Origin of the sequence: Geoglobus acetivorans, from assembly GCF_039641995.1 — an archaeon.
Taxonomy (GTDB): domain Archaea; phylum Halobacteriota; class Archaeoglobi; order Archaeoglobales; family Archaeoglobaceae; genus Geoglobus; species Geoglobus acetivorans.
Genome location: NZ_CP087714.1, coordinates 1135704 through 1155494, shown reverse-complemented (window position 1 = coordinate 1155494; position 19791 = coordinate 1135704). Strand labels below are relative to the sequence as shown.

21 protein-coding genes are annotated in these 19791 nt (G+C 47.4%); 11 read left to right on the top strand and 10 right to left on the bottom strand.

The features are described from left to right. Nucleotides 1-50 precede the first annotated feature (50 nt). Nucleotides 51-1703, top strand: a complete 1653-nt coding sequence (locus tag LPQ35_RS06820) for a long-chain-fatty-acid--CoA ligase (protein ID WP_193808126.1) — start codon at nucleotides 51-53, stop codon at nucleotides 1701-1703. A gap of 21 nt (nucleotides 1704-1724) precedes the next feature. On the opposite strand, the gene LPQ35_RS06815 is transcribed toward LPQ35_RS06820, so the two are convergent. Continuing rightward, the gene (locus LPQ35_RS06815; RefSeq protein ID WP_193808125.1) at nucleotides 1725-2147 is read right to left on the bottom strand and encodes a rhodanese-like domain-containing protein; all 423 of its coding nucleotides are present in this window, start codon (nucleotides 2145-2147) and stop codon (nucleotides 1725-1727) included. A gap of 124 nt (nucleotides 2148-2271) precedes the next feature. Here LPQ35_RS06815 and LPQ35_RS06810 point away from each other — a divergent pair, with 124 nt between their 5' ends. Next, nucleotides 2272-3537 (top strand): amidohydrolase family protein, encoded by a 1266-nt coding sequence (locus LPQ35_RS06810; RefSeq protein ID WP_193808124.1) that lies wholly within the window; start codon nucleotides 2272-2274, stop codon nucleotides 3535-3537. On the opposite strand, the gene LPQ35_RS06805 is transcribed toward LPQ35_RS06810, so the two are convergent. From LPQ35_RS06805 to LPQ35_RS06790, 4 genes are read right to left on the bottom strand one after another with little or no spacing between them, the layout of a single operon-like run. Then, a complete protein-coding gene (locus LPQ35_RS06805) occupies nucleotides 3527-4123 on the bottom strand; it encodes a 2-oxoacid:acceptor oxidoreductase family protein (protein WP_193808123.1) in 597 nt (198 codons plus the stop codon). The genes LPQ35_RS06810 and LPQ35_RS06805 overlap by 11 nt on opposite strands. A 4-nt stretch (nucleotides 4124-4127) precedes the next feature. Next, the gene (gene iorA / locus LPQ35_RS06800; protein ID WP_193808122.1) at nucleotides 4128-5999 is read right to left on the bottom strand and encodes an indolepyruvate ferredoxin oxidoreductase subunit alpha; all 1872 of its coding nucleotides are present in this window, start codon (nucleotides 5997-5999) and stop codon (nucleotides 4128-4130) included. Nucleotides 6000-6030: 31 nt separating this feature from the next. Beyond that, nucleotides 6031-6330 (bottom strand): hypothetical protein, encoded by a 300-nt coding sequence (locus LPQ35_RS06795; protein ID WP_193808121.1) that lies wholly within the window; start codon nucleotides 6328-6330, stop codon nucleotides 6031-6033. A gap of 30 nt (nucleotides 6331-6360) precedes the next feature. Then, a complete protein-coding gene (locus LPQ35_RS06790; RefSeq protein WP_193808120.1) occupies nucleotides 6361-7062 on the bottom strand; it encodes a queuosine precursor transporter in 702 nt (233 codons plus the stop codon). A 45-nt stretch (nucleotides 7063-7107) separates the two neighbouring features. Here LPQ35_RS06790 and LPQ35_RS06785 point away from each other — a divergent pair, with 45 nt between their 5' ends. The 6 genes from LPQ35_RS06785 to LPQ35_RS06760 all read left to right on the top strand — a co-directional run bounded on the left by LPQ35_RS06785 (nucleotide 7108) and on the right by LPQ35_RS06760 (nucleotide 12576). Continuing rightward, nucleotides 7108-7710 carry a LysE family transporter gene (locus tag LPQ35_RS06785; RefSeq protein WP_193808119.1) on the top strand — a complete coding sequence of 201 codons (603 nt, stop codon included), beginning with the start codon at nucleotides 7108-7110 and terminating at the stop codon, nucleotides 7708-7710. Between the two features lie 14 nt (nucleotides 7711-7724). Further along, complete coding sequence (locus LPQ35_RS06780; RefSeq protein ID WP_193808118.1) at nucleotides 7725-8498, top strand: sulfide-dependent adenosine diphosphate thiazole synthase; 774 nt, start codon at nucleotides 7725-7727, stop codon at nucleotides 8496-8498. Between the two features lie 194 nt (nucleotides 8499-8692). Continuing rightward, complete coding sequence (gatC, locus tag LPQ35_RS06775; protein WP_193808117.1) at nucleotides 8693-8974, top strand: Asp-tRNA(Asn)/Glu-tRNA(Gln) amidotransferase subunit GatC; 282 nt, start codon at nucleotides 8693-8695, stop codon at nucleotides 8972-8974. Then, entirely contained in the window at nucleotides 8971-10338 is a 1368-nt protein-coding gene (gatA, locus tag LPQ35_RS06770) for an Asp-tRNA(Asn)/Glu-tRNA(Gln) amidotransferase subunit GatA (protein WP_193808116.1), read from the top strand. Before gatC ends, gatA begins: the two co-directional genes overlap by 4 nt. Beyond that, nucleotides 10328-11920, top strand: a complete 1593-nt coding sequence (sepS, locus tag LPQ35_RS06765) for an O-phosphoserine--tRNA ligase (protein WP_193808115.1) — start codon at nucleotides 10328-10330, stop codon at nucleotides 11918-11920. The genes gatA and sepS overlap by 11 nt, the downstream gene beginning before the upstream one ends. After that, a complete protein-coding gene (locus tag LPQ35_RS06760) occupies nucleotides 11917-12576 on the top strand; it encodes an endonuclease V (RefSeq protein ID WP_193808114.1) in 660 nt (219 codons plus the stop codon). The genes sepS and LPQ35_RS06760 overlap by 4 nt, the downstream gene beginning before the upstream one ends. Here LPQ35_RS06760 and LPQ35_RS06755 read toward each other — a convergent pair. Further along, the gene (locus LPQ35_RS06755) at nucleotides 12541-13392 is read right to left on the bottom strand and encodes a ribbon-helix-helix protein, CopG family (RefSeq protein ID WP_193808113.1); all 852 of its coding nucleotides are present in this window, start codon (nucleotides 13390-13392) and stop codon (nucleotides 12541-12543) included. The two genes, LPQ35_RS06760 and LPQ35_RS06755, sit on opposite strands and share 36 nt — an antisense overlap. Nucleotides 13393-13430: 38 nt before the next feature. Here LPQ35_RS06755 and fdhD point away from each other — a divergent pair, with 38 nt between their 5' ends. Further along, nucleotides 13431-14099: a formate dehydrogenase accessory sulfurtransferase FdhD gene (gene fdhD / locus LPQ35_RS06750; RefSeq protein ID WP_193808112.1), complete on the top strand. Its 669-nt coding sequence runs from the start codon at nucleotides 13431-13433 to the stop codon at nucleotides 14097-14099. Here the strand turns inward: fdhD and LPQ35_RS06745 are convergent. The 3 genes from LPQ35_RS06745 to LPQ35_RS06735 are packed head-to-tail and all read right to left on the bottom strand — an operon-like array spanning nucleotide 14086 to nucleotide 15699. Further along, on the bottom strand, nucleotides 14086-14658 hold the full coding sequence (locus LPQ35_RS06745) for an iron dependent repressor, metal binding and dimerization domain protein (protein ID WP_193808111.1): 573 nt from the start codon (nucleotides 14656-14658) through the stop codon (nucleotides 14086-14088). The genes fdhD and LPQ35_RS06745 overlap by 14 nt on opposite strands. Then, nucleotides 14658-14828, bottom strand: coding sequence for a hypothetical protein (locus LPQ35_RS06740; protein WP_193808110.1), 171 nt, complete (start codon nucleotides 14826-14828; stop codon nucleotides 14658-14660). Before LPQ35_RS06740 ends, LPQ35_RS06745 begins: the two co-directional genes overlap by 1 nt. Before the next feature lie 16 nt (nucleotides 14829-14844). Beyond that, nucleotides 14845-15699, bottom strand: a complete 855-nt coding sequence (locus LPQ35_RS06735) for an ATP-binding cassette domain-containing protein (protein WP_193808109.1) — start codon at nucleotides 15697-15699, stop codon at nucleotides 14845-14847. 49 nt (nucleotides 15700-15748) lie between these two features. Here LPQ35_RS06735 and LPQ35_RS06730 point away from each other — a divergent pair, with 49 nt between their 5' ends. Together LPQ35_RS06730 and LPQ35_RS06725 are read left to right on the top strand one after the other, a co-directional pair. After that, nucleotides 15749-17407, top strand: a complete 1659-nt coding sequence (locus LPQ35_RS06730) for a hypothetical protein (RefSeq protein ID WP_193808108.1) — start codon at nucleotides 15749-15751, stop codon at nucleotides 17405-17407. Then, a complete protein-coding gene (locus LPQ35_RS06725; protein ID WP_193808107.1) occupies nucleotides 17404-18429 on the top strand; it encodes an ABC transporter permease in 1026 nt (341 codons plus the stop codon). The genes LPQ35_RS06730 and LPQ35_RS06725 overlap by 4 nt, the downstream gene beginning before the upstream one ends. On the opposite strand, the gene rbcL is transcribed toward LPQ35_RS06725, so the two are convergent. Then, entirely contained in the window at nucleotides 18426-19760 is a 1335-nt protein-coding gene (gene rbcL, locus LPQ35_RS06720; RefSeq protein ID WP_193808106.1) for a type III ribulose-bisphosphate carboxylase, read from the bottom strand. The two genes, LPQ35_RS06725 and rbcL, sit on opposite strands and share 4 nt — an antisense overlap. Nucleotides 19761-19791: the final 31 nt, after the last annotated feature.

The following is a 19791-nucleotide window of genomic DNA, read 5'->3' as shown; positions in this document are numbered from 1 at the left end:
TTTATCCCACCTATTTTTCAAGATTAATTGTTAAAAATGGAGGTGCGCAGATGAGATTCGTTAAGGGATTTCCCGCAACAACAATGGAAGAATACCAGCTGAACGTGATAAACGTGCTGAAGCATGCGGCAAAGTATTTTGGAGACCGAGAGATAGCGTCAAGGCTCCACAACGGAGAAGTGTTCAGATACAGCTACGGTGAGGCTTACAGAAGGGTCAGAAAGCTTGCAGATTCTCTCGAAAAACTTGGAATAAATCCGGGAGATAGAGTGGGTGTGCTGAGCTGGAACACCCACAGATTCTACGAGCTGTTCTTTGCAATTCCCGGAATGGGGGCTGTTTTGCTGGAGATGAACCTCAGGCTCCATCCAAAAGAGATAGTTTATGTTGCAAACCACAGCGGAGCAAAGGTAATTTTCGTGGATGAAACCCTGATCAAGCTTGCCGAGGGCATAGCTCCCCACATCAAAGCCGAGAAGTACATCATAATGGCTGACGGTGATCTGCCTGAGACGAAACTCGAGAACGTTTACAGCTATGAGGAGCTTGTGAAAAATGGAGACGAAAATTATGAGTTTCCGGTTGTGGATGAGCATTCTGCAGCGACAGCCTGCTACACATCCGGAACGACTGGAAATCCGAAGGGAGTTTATTATTCCAACAGAGCAATGATTCTGCACTCCCTCGCAGAAATACACGCTCTCGGTCTGAGACCGGATGACGTTTACATGCAGCTCGTGCCCATGTTCCATGCAAACGGGTGGGGGCTGTTCTATCCTGCCACAATAGCGGGAGCAAAGCTCGTTTTCCCGGGGAGATATGCGGTGGACGCTCTCGGCCCGGTTCTGGAACTCATGCAGAATGAAGGGGTAACGGTCACGGCCGGAGCACCCGCCATCTTTCTGCCAATGCTGAAATACCTGGACAGCCTCGAGGACCCTCCCAGATTCAACCTGAGAGCCTGGAGCGGCGCAACAGAGCCGCCACTGGCCATGATGAAGGGTCTGCTCAAATACGGAATAGAAGTCATTCACGCATACGGTGCAACGGAGACATCACCTCTCGTATGCTACAATTTCATAAAGCCTGGTCTGGAAGAGATGAGCGAGGACGAACTCTGGGACATGAAGAGGAAACAGGGTATCCCCGTTTTCGGTGTCGAGGTGGCCATAGCAGACGAAAACGGAAACTTCCTCCCGTGGGATGGAAAAAGCATAGGGGAGCTGTACATCAGGGGACACTGGATAACGGGCGAGTACTACAAAGACCCGAGAACGTTCGATTCGTTCGCAGAGGATGGCTTTCTGAAGTGGTGGAAGAGCGGAGATGCCGCCACGATAGATGAATATGGATACATAAAGATAGTGGACAGATTTAAGGACCTGATCAAAAGCGGTGGAGAGTGGATAAGCAGTGTGGACCTCGAAAACTTCCTTGTTGCCCATCCAGCCGTTTTTGAGGCGTGTGTTGTGGGCATACCGCATCCAAGATGGGAGGAAAGGCCGCTTGCATTTGTCGTCCTGAAAGAGGAATACAGGGGAAAGGTCAGCAGGGAAGAGCTGCTGGAGCATTTAAGCCAGAGGTTTGCAAAATGGCAGCTGCCAGACGAGATACTGTTTGTGGATGAAATACCGAAAACCAGTGTGGGTAAAGCGAGTAAAAGGACTCTCAGAGAAAAATACAGAGAGTTTTACACAAAATAAGGTAAGAAACAACTCAATTTTTTATTTTATCACAGGATATCCCTTGGCCATCCACTGCATAATCCCGCCCTCCATTTCGTAGACGTGCTCAAAACCCAGCTCATCCATTATTTTCAGCGCCTCACCTGATCTGTGCCCGGTTCTGCAGTAAATCAGATATGTTTTTGATTTATCAAGTCCGTTGAGTTCGTCCCTGAACTTGGGAGAGTAAAAATCGATGTTGATCGCCCCATCTATGTGCATCTGAGAATACTCCTGCGGGGTTCGAACATCTATAATTATGAATTCAGGATTGTCTCTGTTCTCCTGAATCAATCTGTAAGCCTCATCCACAGAGACCCTTTTAAGAACTCTATCATCCTTCTGAACGCATCCTGGAACAACTGATACGGCGAGAGCAAAGAGGACAAGGATCGCTGCCAGGATATACTTGGTTTTTCTCATGAATTGAGGAGGTTTTACAAAGTTAATTAACCTTTCTTGTTTCTGAAATCTGCTGCAAATGCGAGCATTCACTGAGCTTTTACAATTCCAAAAATTAATGTATCCTCGAGTGCCAGAAATGTGCATGTACTCTATCGCGATAAACAACGGACTCTGCTTCATCAATGGGGAATTCACCAGAGCCTCAATAGGGATAGAAGAGAATAAAATAGCGAGAATAGCTAAGGAAGTGCTGAAAGGAGAAATTGAATTTGATGCGAGAGAGAACATAATCATTCCTGCATTTTTCAACGCCCACACTCATGCGGCCATGACCCTGCTGAGGGGAATAGCAGAGGACATGGAGCTTAACGTCTGGCTGAAAAATGTCTGGAGGCTTGAGCGGCTTCTCACTCCAGAAGACATCTACTGGGGTACGATGCTTGCGATAGTTGAGATGATAAAAAGCGGAATAGCTGGATTCAGCGACCTCTACATCCACATGGACGAGGTTGCAAAAGCGGCTGGAGAGGCGGGCGTCAGGGCGGTGCTTTGTTACGGAATGGCAGACAGGGGAGATGAGGAGAAGGCGAAAAGAGAACTCGACATTGGTGAGAGGTTCATATCAGACTGGGACGGAGCGTTCGATGGCAGGATCAAGGCGATTTACGGTCCCCACGCACCCTACACATGCACGCCCGAATTTCTGAAAACGGTGAAGGAAAGGGCAGACACGCTGGAAACCATGATACACATACACGTTTCAGAGACACAGTGGGAGGTTGAGGAGATAAAGAAGCAGTACGGGACTACTCCGGTCAGATTGCTCGACGAAATTGGATTTCTGGACAGTAACGTGGTCATAGCCCACGGAGTGTGGCTCGATGATGAGGAGCTTGAGATTCTGAAAAATAGGGGTGTGAGTGTGGTTCACAGCCCGGTAAGCAACATGAAGTTATCCTCGGGAATTGCGAGGGTGAGGGACATGCTCAAAATGGGTATCACCGTTGCCCTCGGCACGGATGGGGCAGCGAGCAACAACTCCTACAACTTCTTTCAGGAGATGAAGTTCGCATCCCTCTCCCAGAAAATAAAGTACATGAGGGCAGATGCGGTCAGGGCAGAGGACGTTCTCAAAATGGCCACCGAAAACGGTTACCGGGCCTATGGAATTTTGGGAGGAAGGCTTGAAGAGGGGTACCTTGCCGACATCGCCATCCTTTCGAAGTCCCAGCACCTGTATCCGCTGTACAGTCCCACCTACGGCCTGGTTTACTCTGCGAGCGGCGAGGAGGTCCAGCACCTGATCGTCGACGGCGAAATCGTTATGGAGGACAGGGTGATACTGACCGTGGACGAGGAAAAAATCTATGACAAGGTGGAAAAACTGAAGGAAAAATTCATTTCCTGAGTTTTTCACCAAGCTGAAACCCTTCCCTCAAAGCTTTGATATTTGCCTCAACCATTTTTTCTGGCAGCACCTCTCCCAGTGCTTTTTCAACCGAATTTAGTTTCACAGGCATACCCAGTCCGATTAGAATTCCGGCCATAACAACATTCGTTGCCTGAATGGTTCCCGCAAGCCTTTCAGCAATTTCGGATGCGTTTACTGTATGCAGCTCACCGAGATAGAGTCTGACTCTCTCAGTTATCTCTTCAAGCTCAGGATATCTCGCAACGCCAGTGGAGACGCTCGGTGGAGAGATTGGTCGGGTGTTGACAACGGCAACAGTATTTTCACCCATGTAATGCCCGTACCTCAGTATTTCAACCGGCTCAAGCGCAGCTATGTAATCTGCCCCGCCGTAAGGTATCAGGGGTGCCTTCACATCCCCTATCCTGAGATGTACCTCCACACTCCCTCCTCTCTGAGCCATTCCATGCGTCTCTGCAGAAACTACATTCAATCCTTCTTCCATCGCAGCTCTTGCCAGAATACCGGATGTCGTCAGAACGCCCTGACCGCCAACCCCGACTATGAGAATGTTTACCCTCATCATCTCACCTCGCTGCCCTTACCGCCCTGTACGGACAGACCGACGCACAGACTCCACAACCCACACACAGTGCAGGATCAATTTCCGGCTTTCCTTCCTGGATGTATATTGCCGGGCAGGTGAATTCATTAACGCATTTCATGCATTCCCTGCAATCATCGGTTATCTCAAACGATCTTATTTTGATTCCCTTTCTTTTCCTCTCTCTCGTCCATAAAATTGCGCACGGCTGTTTTGCAACAATAACTGCAACACCGTCATGATTCAGCGCCCGTTTCAGGGAATCTTCAACTGCCCTCAGGTTATATGAATGCACCACCTCAACAAACTTAACTCCCAAAGCTCTGCAAACGTCCTCAATCCTGATGGAATCTGCTTTCTCACCACAACCCTTAACATCAACCCCCGGATGGGGCTGGTGGCCAGTCATCCCTGTCGTCGAGTTGTCAAGAACAACAAGCACGAATTTATTTCCGTTGTACACAGCATTTATCAGGGGTGGAATGCCAGTGTGGAAGAAGGTGGAATCGCCTATGGTTGCGATTATCGGGTTAGAAAGCACATAACTCAATCCGTTGGATGATCCAGCGCTTGCTCCCATACAGATTGTGATGTCCACACCCTCAAGAGGCTTGTTTATACCGAGAGTATAACAGCCGATATCACTCGGAAGGGCAGCCCTGCCAGTTTCGTTCACAACCTTCCGTATTGCGTAGAAGACTGCAGTATGGGGGCAACCCGGACACAAAACCGGAGGTCTTGGCGGGGCGATCTTAACAAGCTCAGTTGCAGCGGACAGATAACGGGAATAATCAAAATCCTTTCCTGCAAGTCTTGCAATCCCTTCCTGAACAACTGAAACGTTGTATTCGTAGTTTTCAGGCAGATAGCCATCCATCTTCCCGTGAACCCTGACACCAAACTCTGCAGCCATCACCCTTACCTGCATCTCAACGACCGGGTCAACCTCCTCAACCACCAGCACCTCATCGAGGTTCGCAAGGAAGTCAGTGATGAGTTTCCTCGGAAGAGGGTTCATCGAGGAGAGCTTAAGAACGGGATACTCCAAACCAAGATATTCCATTGCTTCTTTCGCATAATTGTAGCTCATTCCGCAGGCAATCAGACCCTTTTTGCCGTCCCCTTCATCAACCCAGTTATATTTCCAGCCATTAAAGTAATCTTCAAGCTTTTTCATTTTCTCCTGAAGCTTGGGCTTGAGTCTTCTTGCGTGAGCTGGCAAAACAACATCAGTCTCTGGATGTCTCTCCCATTCAACCTTCTCGATTTTTTTGTACGGAATTTCGCCAAGTTCGACGACACCACTTGAATGACTCAGTCTCGTGTAGCTCCTCAATATGAACGGCAACGAGAATTTCTCTGAAAGCTCAAACGCATCCTTTGTGATCTCCTTTGCCTCGTTCACGCTGGAAGGCTCAACCACCGGCACCTTCGCGGCTATCCCGTACCACCTGTTGTCCTGCTCATTCTGACTGGAGTGCATTGAGGGATCATCCGCAGAAACACATACGAAGCCACCCCTCGCTCCAACATAAGCGAAGCTGAAAAGAGGATCAGCAGCAACATTCAATCCGACATGCTTCATCGCGGTCATACCCCTTTTACCAGCGAGCGATGCCCCTATCGCAACCTCGAAAGCTACCTTCTCATTTACCGCATACTCCATCCTGTATTCCATTCTGTCCCTCAGATAACTGCAGGCAGCGTTCAGGGTGTCAGTTATCTCGGAAGAGGGAGTGCCAGGATAGGCAGAAAAAACGTCAATCCCGGCCTCAATTGCCCCTCTTGCAATGGCTTCATTCCCCAGAAGGAACACTTTCTTCCCTGGTGCATCCAGTATGACATCTTTTAACATACCCTTAAGCCAAAAAATTTGCTTTAAAAAATTAGCGTTTTAAAAGAGATTCGAGAACATCTCCAATGAAAGTGCCGATGATGAATACCAGTCCAAAGTAAAGCGCAATAAAAACTCCTGCCACAATACCCGCCAGCCCTCCAAGGAGGGGTATGAAAGGCACAAACAACCCAGCGGGAAGCGTAAACACAAAGAACAGCAGAGCTATCAACACTCCGAAAACGAATCCAACAGCAAGTGAATTCCTCAGGAGCCTGAGCTTGTTTTCCCTGCCGGGATTTACAAACCCATAGACAAAACCTATCAGGAACACAAGAAACGTCAGATTCATGAAATAAATTTGGAAAACAGGTTTAAAAAACTAATCCTCTTCCGGTTTTATCCTTGTCGCCAGATAGATGAACGGCGTGTCCATCAGCGCAACAACGAACTTCATGATGTATGAAGTTATGAAGATCTCCCAGATGCCCTGCCAGCCAAGCTCTGCAAACAGTTCTGGGTTGAACACCACGAAGAAAAGCAGAGTAAACGTCGCATTGTCTATCAGCTGTGAGACGAGCGTTGATGCGTTGTTTCTCAGCCAGAGGAACCTGCCCTTGGTCTTTTCCTTCCAGAAGTGGAAAGCCCAGACATCGTGAAGCTGGGAAATCAGGTATGCTGTGAGGCTTGCAATGGTAACGTCAGGCATGAATCCAAATATCTGCTGCAATGCTGGATCTAAAGCGTCTTCAGGTGCCGGAGTGAATGCGAGAGTTATCTGCATTATGATCGTCGTTGCGATCAGCACGAAAAAGCCTATGAACACTCCTTTCCTTGCATATTTCTTGCCGTACTTCTCAGCCAGGATATCGGTGGCAAGGAAGGTGGAGCCATAGATGATGTTACCCATCGCGGTCATCAGTCCGAAGAATTCTATCAGCTTGGCTACCTGAATGTTCGCCAGAATTATCGCCATGCCTATCCATACATAAAGCCCTGCCCTGCCAAACAGCCTGTAAACCAGAGTTATCAGAGCAAAGCTGACCATCAGCAGAATGAACCACAGAACTTCGTTGGACAGCATGGGGTAACCCAAATACTTATTTAATTTAAAAGTTTTCCCGGATTCATGGACTTCATCACATTCATCCTCACAACTGTCTTCATCTCACTGAGTGGCGTTCTCGCCCCGGGACCAATGCTCGCATTGACGCTCACAGAAGGGAAGGTGAACAGACTGGCCGGAGTTGAAATCTCCGCAGGTCACGCGATTGTCGAACTCCCGATTATCGCAGTGCTTTTCATGGCAGGAAAGTCCTTCGAAATCGGCATTTTCAAAGAGATTCTTGCTCTGTCTGGAGGGATTCTAATGCTCTACCTCGCATTCAGAGAGCTTAAAGGAAAAAACTCAGAAATCAGAATAAGGGGAATTCTCTCAGGGATTGCTGTCAGCGCACTGAACCCTTACTTCATAATCTGGTGGCTCACCATTGGCTTCACCCTCATTCTGATTTCCATGAACTTCGGCCCCGCAGGAATTGCCGCATTTGCAATCGCTCACCTCGCATGCGATTTTGGATGGTATGGCAGCGTATCTATTTTTGCAAACAGAATTTCCGGAATGAAGAACATTAACAGGATTCTGAGCATTATCTCAGCATCAATTCTCGCTGTCTTCGGGCTGTATTTCATTGTGTCTTCAATAAGGGCATTACATTTATATTTCAGATGAAAAAACCCTGAATTATGTCATACAGTGAGAGGAACATAACCAGAGTAATCGTAAGGGAAGCTGCAAAAGACTGGGAGGAAATTAGCGATACCGATATTGTTATTGTCGGAGCAGGTCCGGCCGGGCTGACTGCTGCATATTACCTCAGAGAATTTGGATTTGATGTGGTTGTTTTCGAAAGAAGGCTCAGTTTTGGTGGAGGAATAGGCGGAGGAGGAATGCTCTTTCACAAAATAGTTATAGAGGAAGAAGCGAAAGAGATCGCAGAAGGATTCGGAATGAAGCTGAAGGAAGTCGAAAGCGGACTTTACTCCGTAGATTCGTCAGATTTCCTGGCAAAACTGTCATATTCTGCAGTTGAGAGTGGAGCCAAGGTCATTCTGGGAGTTACTGTTGATGACGTCGTTTTCAGACCAGACCCCCTGAGGATTTCGGGTGTTCTTGTTCAGTGGAGCGCTGTTCAGATTTCCGGACTTCATGTTGATCCGCTGATGATAGAGAGCAAGGCTGTTGTCGATGCAACAGGTCACGATGCGGAAATTATAAGCATTGCCGCAAGAAAATTGCCCGAACTCGAGATATTCATCCACGGCGAGAAATCGGCATACAGTGAAATGAGTGAGAAGCTGGTCGTAGAGAAAACAGGAAAGGTTGCCGAGGGACTTTACGCTGCAGGAATGGCAGTCGCTGCTGTACACGGTCTGCCCAGGATGGGTCCGATATTTGGTGGAATGCTGATGAGTGGAAGAAAGGTTGCGGAACAGATTATGTTTGATCTCAAAAAATGAGGTGCGAGATCTGCAAAACGAGGATAGCACGGCAGAAATGCAGGAGGTGTGGAAGGGCAATTTGCAAGAAATGCCACTTTCACCATGGGCTTTGCGTGGAGTGCAGGGGCAGGCTGAGAGATCAGTAATACGATTCCCTCAGCTTTTCGGAATTTGAAGAAAATTTATTAATTCATCCCTTTTAGGACTGAAGGATGATTGACGAAGAAACCGTGAGGTATGTTTCCAATCTTGCAAAAATAGAACTGAAAGATGATGAAGTGGAAAACTACAAAAATGAGTTCGGAAAGATTCTCGAGTTTTTCGACCAGCTCGATGAGATTGATCCTGACGTCGAACCCACCTATCACGTTATCCCCCTCAAAAATGTTTTCAGAAAGGATGTGCCAGGAAAGAGCCTTGACAGAGATGAAGCACTCAAGAATGCAAGGCATAAGGAAGAGGGATACTTTAAAGGTCCGAGGGTTGTGGAATGATAACGGTTGGAGAGTGGAAGGAAAGGCTTGAAAACGAAAAAGCATACGACCTCGTTTCCGAACTGATTGACAGGATAAGGAAAAGCAAGCTGAATGCATACATCACGGTAACAGAAGATTACGCCCTTAAGCTGGCTGAAAACTTCGATAACGGAAAAAAGGAAGGGAAGCTTGCCGGAATCCCGATCGCCATCAAGGACAACATATCCACAGAAGGCGTAAGAACGACATGCGCATCAAGAATGCTTGAAAACTACACCCCTCCCTTCGACGCCCACGTTGTGGAGAGGCTGAAAAAAGAGGGCGCCATAATAATCGGCAAGACGAACATGGACGAATTTGGAATGGGAACAACAACAGAAAACTCCTATTTTGGAGTTGTCAGAAATCCGCACGATACTAAGAGGGTCGCCGGAGGTAGCAGCGGAGGAAGTGCTGCTGCAATAGCCGGGAACGAGACAGTTCTGGCACTTGGTACCGATACGGGAGGAAGTATAAGATGCCCCGCAAGCTTTACAGGCGTTTACGGGCTAAAACCAACCTACGGACTCGTTTCAAGATACGGGCTGATAGCTTACGCCAACAGCCTTGAACAGATAGGCCCAATGGCTGGCAGCATAGACGATCTCGGACTTCTTCTCGAAGTTATAGCTGGTAGAGATGACAGGGACTCCACCAACGCTGGAAGGGAGTTTACATACTCTCCTGTCAGCAAGAAATTCAGAGTTGGTGTAATAGAGGAAATGCAGGCAAATGCTGAGGTTAAGGAGCATTTTGATTCGTTTGTCGAAACTCTGAGGAAATTTGCAGATGTCGAGTTTGTAAGCCTCCCATCGCTGAAGTACGCCTTGCCTGCATACTACATAATTGCGATGAGCGAAGCCTCATCCAACCTTGCAAGGTATGATGGCGTGAGATACGGATTTTCCCTCGAGAATCTGGATAGCTGGAGCAGATACTTCTCGAAAGTCAGAGCAGAGGGCTTTGGAACAGAGGTGAAGAGAAGAATAATGATGGGAAGCTACGCACTCTCGGCAGGGTACTATGGAAAGTATTACCTCAAGGCTCTGAAGGTCAGGACACTCGTCATCGAGGATTTCAGAAGAGCCTTTGAAAAATTCGATGTCCTCATTTCGCCAACAATGCCATCCACAGCATTCAGAATTGGCGAGATTGCTGATCCGGTAACAATGTACATGGCGGACGTGAACACAACACCGATAAACCTTGCAGGACTGCCCGCACTGTCAATGCCAATTGGCGAGAGCAGTGGGCTTCCCGTGGGATTGCAGGTTATAGGAAATTACTTTGAAGAAAATAGTGTTCTCGGTTTTGCCAAGGCGGTTGAGAAAAATGAAGTTTAATGCCGAAGAGTGGCTGGAAAGGGCAAGAAAGGATTTCGAAAGTGCATGGCTGGACAGTGAGATAATTCTGAGTGAGCGCCCGCTCAGTGAAAGATACCCGCTCAGGGGCTACGAGGAGGGTAAGGCTCACCCCGTCTTCGACACGATACAGAAACTGAGGGAGGCATATCTGAGGCTCGGATTCAGCGAGGTCATCAACCCGCTCATTGTTGATGAGGTTCACGTGAGAAAGCAGTTTTCCAAGGAGGCTCTGGCGGTTCTGGACAGATGTTATTACCTCGCAGGTCTTCCAAGACCGAACGTCGGGATTTCTGAGGAGAGGATCAGGAAAATTGAGAAGATAACAGAAAAGAACTTCGATCCGGACGAACTCAGAAAGATTCTCCACATCTACAAGAAGGGAAAAATTGATGGAGATGACCTCTCCGCAGAAATAGCCCGTGTTCTCGGAGTGGAGGACCAGATTGCCCTCAAGGTTATAGATGAGGTGTTTCCTGAATTCAAAACCCTCATGCCCGAACCAACCACACTCACGCTCAGGAGCCACATGACCACAGGCTGGTTCATCACCCTGTCGAAGCTTTCCGGAAAATATCCACTCCCTGTGAAGCTATTCTCAATTGACAGGTGTTTCAGAAGGGAACAGAGTGAGGATCCCACTCGTCTGTACACATACTTCTCGGCAAGCTGTGTCATAATGGCCGAAGATGTGAGTGTTGATGACGGGAAGGCTGTGGCCGAGGCTCTGCTGAGACACTTCGGCTTTGAAAAATTCAGGTTCAGGAAAGACGACAAGAGGAGCAAGTATTACATACCTGGAACTCAAACAGAGGTGTTCGCTTACCACCCACATCTCGAAAACAACAGGAAATATGCAGATGGCTGGATAGAGATTGCTACCTTCGGAATATACTCTCCGACAGCACTTGCCGAGTATGATATAGAGTATCCGGTAATGAATCTCGGACTCGGAGTTGAGAGGCTTGCAATGGTTCTGCACGACTATTCGGACGTCAGAGAAATGGTCTACGGATTCAAACACATCGAACTCAGCGATCTGGATATAGCAAGGAAAATAAAGCTGAAGGACATACCATTAACACCAAAAGGTATTGAAATTGCGAGCAGGATTATACAAACCTTCGAGGAGAACGCAACCGCCCAGGGGCCCTGTGAGTTCACAGCATACAGGGGGAAACTGTTTGAAAAGGATGTTGAGATCTTCGTTTTTGAGAGAGAGAATGCAAAGCTCTGCGGACCCGCCTATGCAAACGAGATAGTCGTGCACGACGGAAACATATATGGCATCCCGAAAAACGAGAAGTTCAGGAACCTGTTTGATGAGGGAGTCAGCACGGGAATAAGATATGTCGATTCGTTCGCTTACTGCGCTGTAAGGAGGATAGAAGAAATGGTAGCAGAGGGCAGAGAAAGCGGAGAGGTCAGATCGAGAGTCGTTGAAAACCTGTCAGACATCAATCTGAAGCTCGAAGAGGGCCTGATGAATTACCTGATATCAAGAGGAAAGAGCGTGGACGTGAGAGGACCTCTTTTCCTTGGCGTTGGGTTCAGATTGCTATGAACCTCGAAAGGCTCAGAGAAATACAGGACGAGATCGCAAACAGAGTAACAATTTCCGAACCAGGAGAAATAGAGTATGTCGCGGGAATTGATACTGCATTTTTCAGATATTCAGGGACAGAATACGCAGTCTCCTCAGCAGTGCTCATGAGCTACCCCGGACTTGAACTGCTGAAGGTCGAAAGCGTGGTCGATACCGTTGACTTCCCTTACATTCCAACGTACCTCATGTTCAGAGAGAGCAGGACCGCAATAAAAGCCCTGAAAAAGGTTTTGAGAGAGAAAACAGTAGTAATGGTGGACGGAAGCGGTCTTGCCCATCCCAGAAGGTGTGGGATAGCAACATACATCGGAGTTGAACTTTCCCTGCCAGCAATAGGAATTACAAAGAAGAGGCTCTGTGGAGAGGTCGCTGGGGAGGGAGATGTCAAAAAACTCATTGTAGATGGAGAACATGTCGGATACGAGATTCTTACCTGCAGGAGATGCAAACCGATTTACGTCTCTGCTGGAAATATGATTACACCCGATAAAGCTCTGGAGGTTGTGATGAACTGTCTGCGAGGCTACAAACTCCCGGAGCCAGTAAGAATGGCAGATAAGTACTCAAAGAAAGTCAAATCAGAGTATCTCTCCGATCTCCAGTCCTCCATTTAAGGGCATCTGTTTTGCCGTAACGATGACGGCTGTTGCTGGACACCCTCTATCCGCCACATCATCAATGCTCAGCTTCCCCCCTGCAATTGACGCAGCATACAGACATGCCTCTCTCACACCATCTCCCTTAACAGGAAAAATTGAGTTTGCCCTGCCCTCTGAGACCAGTTCTGCAAGCTTTTTGAACAGAGCAGTGTCGGGAAGCTCTCCATCGACAAGTTCTTCACCACTCATGATTTCTCCGTAGAGGAATATCTTGTCACCCCTTTCAGGGACGTTTTTAACGCTCATGTCCCTGAGAGCAATTACTGCGGCGCCAAAGAAACTCTGAACGGTCTCTGCAAAATCCTCCGAATCGGTAAGAACGACCCTTTCCCTGAACTTTTTCCTGAAGCTTCTGTAAAACTCAAGAGCATATTCAAGCTCATTCCCGGAGAAAAGAAGGATGGCGAGGGGTTTGCTGAACCTGCACAGACTTTCCACCTCAATCTGGTATGCCATTATCTCTGCAACCTTCTCAACATCCACTTTCAACCAGTCCCCTTCTTTCCTGCCTATACCGCCATAAGCAACGCTGAAAACGGCAAGAGAGACATTGTTACCGAGATCAACAGATATGGCGTTTCTCTCAGCATACACATCCAGCTTCGGGGCCAGCAGTGAAGGCTTGAAGTAAAAGCCGATGTTCTCTATCAGGGAAAGGTAAATCGTTATTGCCTGTCTTATAAGCTCACTTCTCGAAATCAGCAGTTTTGAAGAGATTTCGTCAAGCCTGTCAACGATGTTTTCATCGAGTCTGAGGTTAACAACCTTCATCGCAACTCTTTAATTCACCAGTAAATAAAAAGTTCTGGATGGAAGTTTTCGAGGTGGGAAAGAGACTCGAAATCGGAAAAGAATTCGAATTCAAGATAATAGTCGGAAACAGAGTTATCAGGCTATTCTGCACACCCGTTAATCTGGAAGAACTTGTCATGGGTTTTCTGATTACGGAGGGGTTGTCCTCCAGCCCAGAGGTTATTGTCGAGGGTGATGTTGCGGTTGCGAAGGTTGACAGGAACTTCGACACTGCGATAAACTCCTCCGGATGTGCAGGAGTCTACGTTGATGAAAAGCTGAACCCCGTCAAACCCGGCTTCAGGTTCAGCATGAGCTTCATAGAGGATTTCATTGAAAAGCTTGAAGGAGATTATTACAGGAGAACGCGAGCATACCACACCGCCCTCATCGTCAGCAAGAATGGTGACTTTGTCAGAGCTTTTGATGTCGGACGGCACAATGCGGTGGACAAGGCAATAGGACTGGCATACAGGAACAGATTTGATTTCTCAAGTTCATTCCTTCTGCTTTCAGGGAGGATAACGGCAGGGATAGTGAAAAAATGCATTCGTGCGGGGATACCTCTCGTGGTTTCAAAAGCTGCGATACTTGATCTTGCGGTGGATTACTGCAAAAAATATGGTTTATCGGCAATTTCATTTGCCACGGGACTTGCGTTAAACAGCGGAGCTATAGAGGTCTGAGGAGGATCAGCTTTTTCACTCCATCGTCGACCATCAGTTCATCGGTATCCACCACAAGCAAGCCATTTTTCACCTCCACTTCTTTCCCCGGATAAATCCCCGCCTTTTCCATGAAGAGTGGAGCAACAATGACAACGTATCTACCATTCCCGGCCTCCTCAAGCGTGCATGTACTTTCAATGCAGATGTCGCAAACGTCACAGTATCCGGATATCACCCTGCATATCCTGTCGATTACATCCTCACTCGCAATATGCTCGAGCGTGCAGCTTAAGCCGTGGGCAGTTTCGTCATCCAGACCAAAAAAATCAGTGAAGAATTTCTTGAACACCATGTAGTTTTTCTTGATTCGCTCTGCCACATCCAGGCCCTTCCTCGTAAGCGTAGCCCCCTTATACGGCTGGTAATCCACATAACCCATCTCACTCAGCTTGTTGAGCATTTCAGTAACACTCGAAGGCTTTATGTTGAGCCGCTCCGCAATTTCCTTCGTCTTTGCCACCCTGCCGGATTTCTGAATGTCGTAAATCGTCTCGAGGTACTCCTCAATCCTTTCCATTACAGTTCACCGAAAAAGATCCCTTTTCTTTTCACCACTCTCCGGCTGCCGCAGAAAGGACAGAACAGGTTGGGGATGTGAAGTGGGCCGCTGTACCCTGTTGTCTTCCTTATCTTAATGTCAAACTCGCTACCGCACCTCGAACAGTAAAGCTCGTTGAGTTCTCTCATTATCCAGAATTCTTCATCAGTCCATAATACTTTTTCCATCTGTGAGCGTGAAGTATATTTCTTCCAGTCTTGGAACCCTTGTTTCAATGGATATTATTTCACCACCATTTTCAGTAATCTCGGCAAGAAGCCTGTTAACATCCCTGACATCTTCAAAAACGTCTTCAAATTCCCTTTCTCCGATCCTGTAGCTCACAATGTACTTTTTCATTCTGTCCCTGAGAGCGTCAAGCTCACCGAAATACAGCACCCTCCCTTTCTTTATTATGAGAAGCAGGTCGCAGGCAGATTCGACGTAGAACATGTTGTGGGCAGAAAAAACCACAGTCTTTCCCTGTTTGCCCAAATCTCTGACATACTCTGTAACAAACATGGATGTTGATGGGTCGAGACCGCTCGTTGGCTCATCATAGATGAGGTACTCAGGATCATGTACCAGAGTTCTTGCTATTGAGAGCTTCCGTTTCATGCCCTTGGAGAACTCGCCCACGGGTTTATCAACAGGAAGGTTGAGGGTTTCCAGAAGTTCGTAAATCCTTTTTTCGGCTGTATCCGCATCCACGCCATAAATTTCTGCAAAAACCCTGAGATACTCCTTAGCATTGAGATTGTCGTAAAGGGCGTCAAATTCTGGGAGATATCCGATTTTCCTTTTGATAGCATTCAGATTTTCGAACAGATTTCTGCCATCGTATTGTATTTCGCCAGAAGTTGGTGTGAGAAGCCCGACAAGCATTTTGAGTGTCGTGGATTTCCCGGCACCATTCTCCCCAATAACTCCAAGAACTTCCCCTTTTCCAACCTCAAAGCTTATTCCATTCACAGCCAGGAATTCACCGTACTTTTTTGTGAGATCGATCGCTCTGAGCATCAGACAATTACTGGGAAAAGAATTTATTAAACTTTGTTTGAGTTTTCCTGTGCTGCCACTCATAAAAGCTGAGTTCAGGAAAGGCAGGAAGAAGTTCACAAATAAATTCAGGCTCCTCATTGCAGTAACTGCACTATTATCGCTGGTGGCATCCATTGTATCATATAACTACGGATTTCTCTCAGATTCCTGGATATACTCATCCGCTAGTGACGTTTACGAAATAGAGAACAGACTGTTCACCCACATTCTCGTTGATAATTTCCAGGACGGTATGGATTTGCTGAAAAATGGTGAATCAGACGTTTTTATAACAGGAAACAGAATATTCATCACAGATTCGTTCAAATCCCAGTCTGCGGGAGAAGAAATGAAAAACTACATCAAAAACGAGTTCACAAAATGGCTGTACGAAAATTATGGCACCAGAGCCTTTCCAGTATTTGTAAGGGCTGAATACCTTGAAAGAAAGCAACCTCAGGCACTTTCCCCCAAACCAATCCCCCAGGAAACACTGAAACAGCTGGAGAAGCGTTCCGTACAGAAGAATCAGGTAACTGAAGAGGAACAGAAAGCCCAGATAGAGAGAAAAATCCAGCAGAGTCTAACTGAAGATGAAAGAAAATCGGTCATACTGCCTGAAAAGCAGGAAACCGGATATGAGACTCCAGACACGTTCAGCCCGCCATCCCTGATTTCAAAGATGGTGATCGCTTTCATCTTCATCATTCCATCTCTTTTTTCAATGCAGCTGTACACCTCCTCCCTTGCCGAGGATGTCAGAATGAGGCGGATGGAGGTTCTGCTGTCGGCACCGTTTTCCCCGTACTCGCTGATCTTCCAGAAGCTGCTCCCGTACTTCATCATCTCAGTGGCGATGATAGCAGCAACATCGATCGTCTTCAGAGTGAACGGGCTGCTCTTCATGCTCATACCCATTCTCGCCTTTCTCTCATTTCAGACGTTCATAGCGCTCAATTCGAGATCATACAGAGAGCTTACTTTTCTGATCCTCGTCTTCAACCTGTTTCTGATCATATATCTGATACTTCCGTCGGTTTTCTCGGGAATTGCGTTATCTGACCTTTCCCCGATAACATTCCTCCTCAGGGACCTCTCCGGAGAGAAGATTGAATTTCAGGATTTCATATTCTCGAATCTGATTCTTGCTGGCTTTACAATCATGGGGTTCGTCCTGTCGGCCAGCTCTCTGAATATCGAGACTCTTTACAGTCCCAGATCGCCCTTTGGCAGACTTGCAGATGTGCTTAAGAATTCTGCAGCGAGTGATCTAAACGCCTTTTTCCTTGCATTCCTGTCAGTATTTCTCGCCCTTTTTCTGGAATTCTTTCTGCTGTTTTTTGGTCTTTCAGTCCCCATAATAACATCATTTGCCCTTATAATGCTCGGCGTAGCGGTTATCGAGGAAGCATTAAAATCGATACTGATACTTCCATCGCCGAGCCTGAAGAGAGCCGTGATTGTGGCTTCAGGATTCTTCATCGCCGAAAAAGGCATTCTGTTCCTCGAGGCGTTCAAGGACTACAGCATGGTGCTGCCCGGTGAACTTCTCATTTTCCCGCTGCTCTTACACATAACCGCATCCTCGTCATTTGCTGTCGTTTCCAAGAGAAGCTGGAAAGCGGGATACGTTCTGGCAGTGGCGATCCACTTCGCCTACAACTATTACATGGTGGTGGGTAGATGAAAGCGATGATCAGAAAAGACCTCAGACTCATAGTAAGGGAAAGAACCATCATGTCTGCCATAGCCATACTGATTTTCATCGCCTCATTCACATCCGTAATAACGTTCGGGCTTCTTGTCCTTTACAAACCGGATTCGGTTGCCACAGGCAGCGTCAAGATTGGGGTTGCGGGAAATTGTCCGGTCCTGAAATCATTTGCTGACGAGAGATATTCAGAACTTGAAGATGCGTTAAACGATTTCTATGCTGGCAAGATAGATGCCGTGCTTTATTTGCCGGAAGAGAATTACACCTCTGCTAATTTCGTCACAGTATTTCTCCCGAAGAACGAGATCACCGGAATACTGGCAGGCACACAGGTCAAGGAGATTCTAAAGGAATACCAGAAAGCAATGAGGGAAAAACGGGGAATCCCGGGAGACGATGGCTTCAGAGTTTACAGTCTCAATGGTGAAAAAACTGAACTCCGGGATGGATCCTCCATGACCTTCCGGTTCATTTATGCCATACTCATCCCGCTGCTTTTAATCACAACAGCAATAATTGCAGGGGGACTTGTAATAGACCTGATAAGTGAAGAGTACGAGACCAAGACCCTGGATGTCGTGCTATCAACACCAATGTCGGTAACGGATTTCATATCTGCCAAGGTTTTTTCAGCCCTTATTGTGTCTGCTGTTCTGTCTGCCGTATGGGTGTTCCTTCTCCACATAAACACGGGCATTTTCCGCCCAGTACTTCTTCTCATTCTGTCAGTATCATTTTCGATGATTTTCGCGTCCATAGGAGCCATCATATCCTCAGGCCTGAAGGACAGAGAAAGAAGTCAGCTCATATTCTCCATACTTTCTGTTTCAATCGTTACTGTATCATTCACACACCCATCAATGATTTCAGGAGTTTCAGCCAGAATCTCCGCCGGAAGTTACATGCAACCATGGGAATTTCTGATCTACCCGGTTCTCGGATCAGTTCTGATGCTCATATCAATTAAGTTCTCTGAAAAATTGATAAAAAGTTAGATTGGGGTTTCTGTTCCCCACTTTTCAAGCGCCCTTGCAAGCTCATTATGCGATTTTGCATATTCTTCGAGAGGAGTGTTCTGAACAATCGCCTCCAAAGCCTGTCTCACCGCCTTAGCTCCGGCACCTGGTCCGTCTGGATGTCCTATGGTTCCACCGCCAAGCTGAAGAACTATGTCGGTGCCAAGCGCCTCGATGACTTTTGGCAGTATGCCCGGATGGAGCCCTCCAGAGCTTGTGGGGAAAGCAGGTTTTATACCATAAAACTTCTGTTCTAAGTGGAAAACGTCACCGTCTTCAGGAACATAGTGATTCTCCCTCAGGACCTTTGCGTTCTGCAGCACATCCCATTTCTTCCCTTCAAGCTTTCCTGCACCGGCAGTACCGACATGAAGCTGGTCAATTCCAACAAGCCTGTAAAGCTTCGCAAGAACGAACATGGAAATACCGTGCTGGGGATTTCTCGTCATCGCCGCATGCATCGCCCTGTGTCCGTGTATCGCAATGTCGTAATCCTCCGCAAGGTCCCTTATGTACTCAAGCACTGCCCATCCGCTTATGACGACATCGACCATCGCATGTTTCAGTGAAAGCTCCGCCAGAAGTTCGAGCCTGTACTCCATATCCCTCACGTCCCCGGTAATGTTTGCAAACCAGGTCTTTTTCTCCCCAGTCTCGTTCTCAACCCTCTCAATGATATTTGCCATCACCTCTGCCCGTTCCTCAAACCTGTTGTACCAGGGCGATGCCAGGTTTTCGTCATCTTTCACATAATCTGCCCCGGATAGAAGGAGCTCCTCAGAGAGAGCGTACAGCTCCTCAGGAGAATAGCCAACCTTAGGTTTCGGCACAACACCGTAGATCGGCCTTTTCTTTATATCAAGCATTTTTCTAACGCCCTCAATACCAAACGCAGGTCCGTTAAATTCCCTGACTACTTTTTCAGGGAAATACAGGTCCTCAAGCCTGAGTCCCTTCACCCTTCTCATTCCAAACACGTTTCCTGCTATTGATGCAAGAAGTGCCGGCAGGTTGTTCTCCTCAAAAGCATGAGACGGATAGGCAATTTTCACAATCCAGCTTCCATCGCCCATGTCGTGGAAATCATATGCTTTTGCAGACAGGTCCTCCCATCTCTCCCTCTCATACCACGGGTAAAGGGTCGTCCAGGTGCCTGTTGAGCTTTCAGCAGCCACGCCACCAGCAGCCTGCTCGATTGTGTAGCCTTCAGCAGGCGTAATCCTGAAAACTGCAACCACATCCCTCTTGTAATTCGGTTCGTAACCCTTATCCACATAGTAATCATATATCTTGTCAAACCTCTCTGTCATTGTTCCACCCCTCCCAGAGTTTGTCAAACCC

What these genes read in the sequence shown, in the direction of transcription:
- LPQ35_RS06820 (WP_193808126.1), top strand. Translation starts at nt 51, where the DNA reads ATGAGATTCGTTAAGGGATTTCCCGCAACAACAATGGAAGAATACCAG.
- LPQ35_RS06815 (WP_193808125.1), bottom strand. Translation starts at nt 2,147, where the DNA reads ATGAGAAAAACCAAGTATATCCTGGCAGCGATCCTTGTCCTCTTTGCT.
- LPQ35_RS06810 (WP_193808124.1), top strand. Translation starts at nt 2,272, where the DNA reads ATGTACTCTATCGCGATAAACAACGGACTCTGCTTCATCAATGGGGAA.
- LPQ35_RS06805 (WP_193808123.1), bottom strand. Translation starts at nt 4,123, where the DNA reads ATGAGGGTAAACATTCTCATAGTCGGGGTTGGCGGTCAGGGCGTTCTG.
- iorA (WP_193808122.1), bottom strand. Translation starts at nt 5,999, where the DNA reads ATGTTAAAAGATGTCATACTGGATGCACCAGGGAAGAAAGTGTTCCTT.
- LPQ35_RS06795 (WP_193808121.1), bottom strand. Translation starts at nt 6,330, where the DNA reads ATGAATCTGACGTTTCTTGTGTTCCTGATAGGTTTTGTCTATGGGTTT.
- LPQ35_RS06790 (WP_193808120.1), bottom strand. Translation starts at nt 7,062, where the DNA reads ATGCTGTCCAACGAAGTTCTGTGGTTCATTCTGCTGATGGTCAGCTTT.
- LPQ35_RS06785 (WP_193808119.1), top strand. Translation starts at nt 7,108, where the DNA reads ATGGACTTCATCACATTCATCCTCACAACTGTCTTCATCTCACTGAGT.
- LPQ35_RS06780 (WP_193808118.1), top strand. Translation starts at nt 7,725, where the DNA reads ATGTCATACAGTGAGAGGAACATAACCAGAGTAATCGTAAGGGAAGCT.
- gatC (WP_193808117.1), top strand. Translation starts at nt 8,693, where the DNA reads ATGATTGACGAAGAAACCGTGAGGTATGTTTCCAATCTTGCAAAAATA.
- gatA (WP_193808116.1), top strand. Translation starts at nt 8,971, where the DNA reads ATGATAACGGTTGGAGAGTGGAAGGAAAGGCTTGAAAACGAAAAAGCA.
- sepS (WP_193808115.1), top strand. Translation starts at nt 10,328, where the DNA reads ATGAAGTTTAATGCCGAAGAGTGGCTGGAAAGGGCAAGAAAGGATTTC.
- LPQ35_RS06760 (WP_193808114.1), top strand. Translation starts at nt 11,917, where the DNA reads ATGAACCTCGAAAGGCTCAGAGAAATACAGGACGAGATCGCAAACAGA.
- LPQ35_RS06755 (WP_193808113.1), bottom strand. Translation starts at nt 13,392, where the DNA reads ATGAAGGTTGTTAACCTCAGACTCGATGAAAACATCGTTGACAGGCTT.
- fdhD (WP_193808112.1), top strand. Translation starts at nt 13,431, where the DNA reads ATGGAAGTTTTCGAGGTGGGAAAGAGACTCGAAATCGGAAAAGAATTC.
- LPQ35_RS06745 (WP_193808111.1), bottom strand. Translation starts at nt 14,658, where the DNA reads ATGGAAAGGATTGAGGAGTACCTCGAGACGATTTACGACATTCAGAAA.
- LPQ35_RS06740 (WP_193808110.1), bottom strand. Translation starts at nt 14,828, where the DNA reads ATGAGAGAACTCAACGAGCTTTACTGTTCGAGGTGCGGTAGCGAGTTT.
- LPQ35_RS06735 (WP_193808109.1), bottom strand. Translation starts at nt 15,699, where the DNA reads ATGCTCAGAGCGATCGATCTCACAAAAAAGTACGGTGAATTCCTGGCT.
- LPQ35_RS06725 (WP_193808107.1), top strand. Translation starts at nt 17,404, where the DNA reads ATGAAAGCGATGATCAGAAAAGACCTCAGACTCATAGTAAGGGAAAGA.
- rbcL (WP_193808106.1), bottom strand. Translation starts at nt 19,760, where the DNA reads ATGACAGAGAGGTTTGACAAGATATATGATTACTATGTGGATAAGGGT.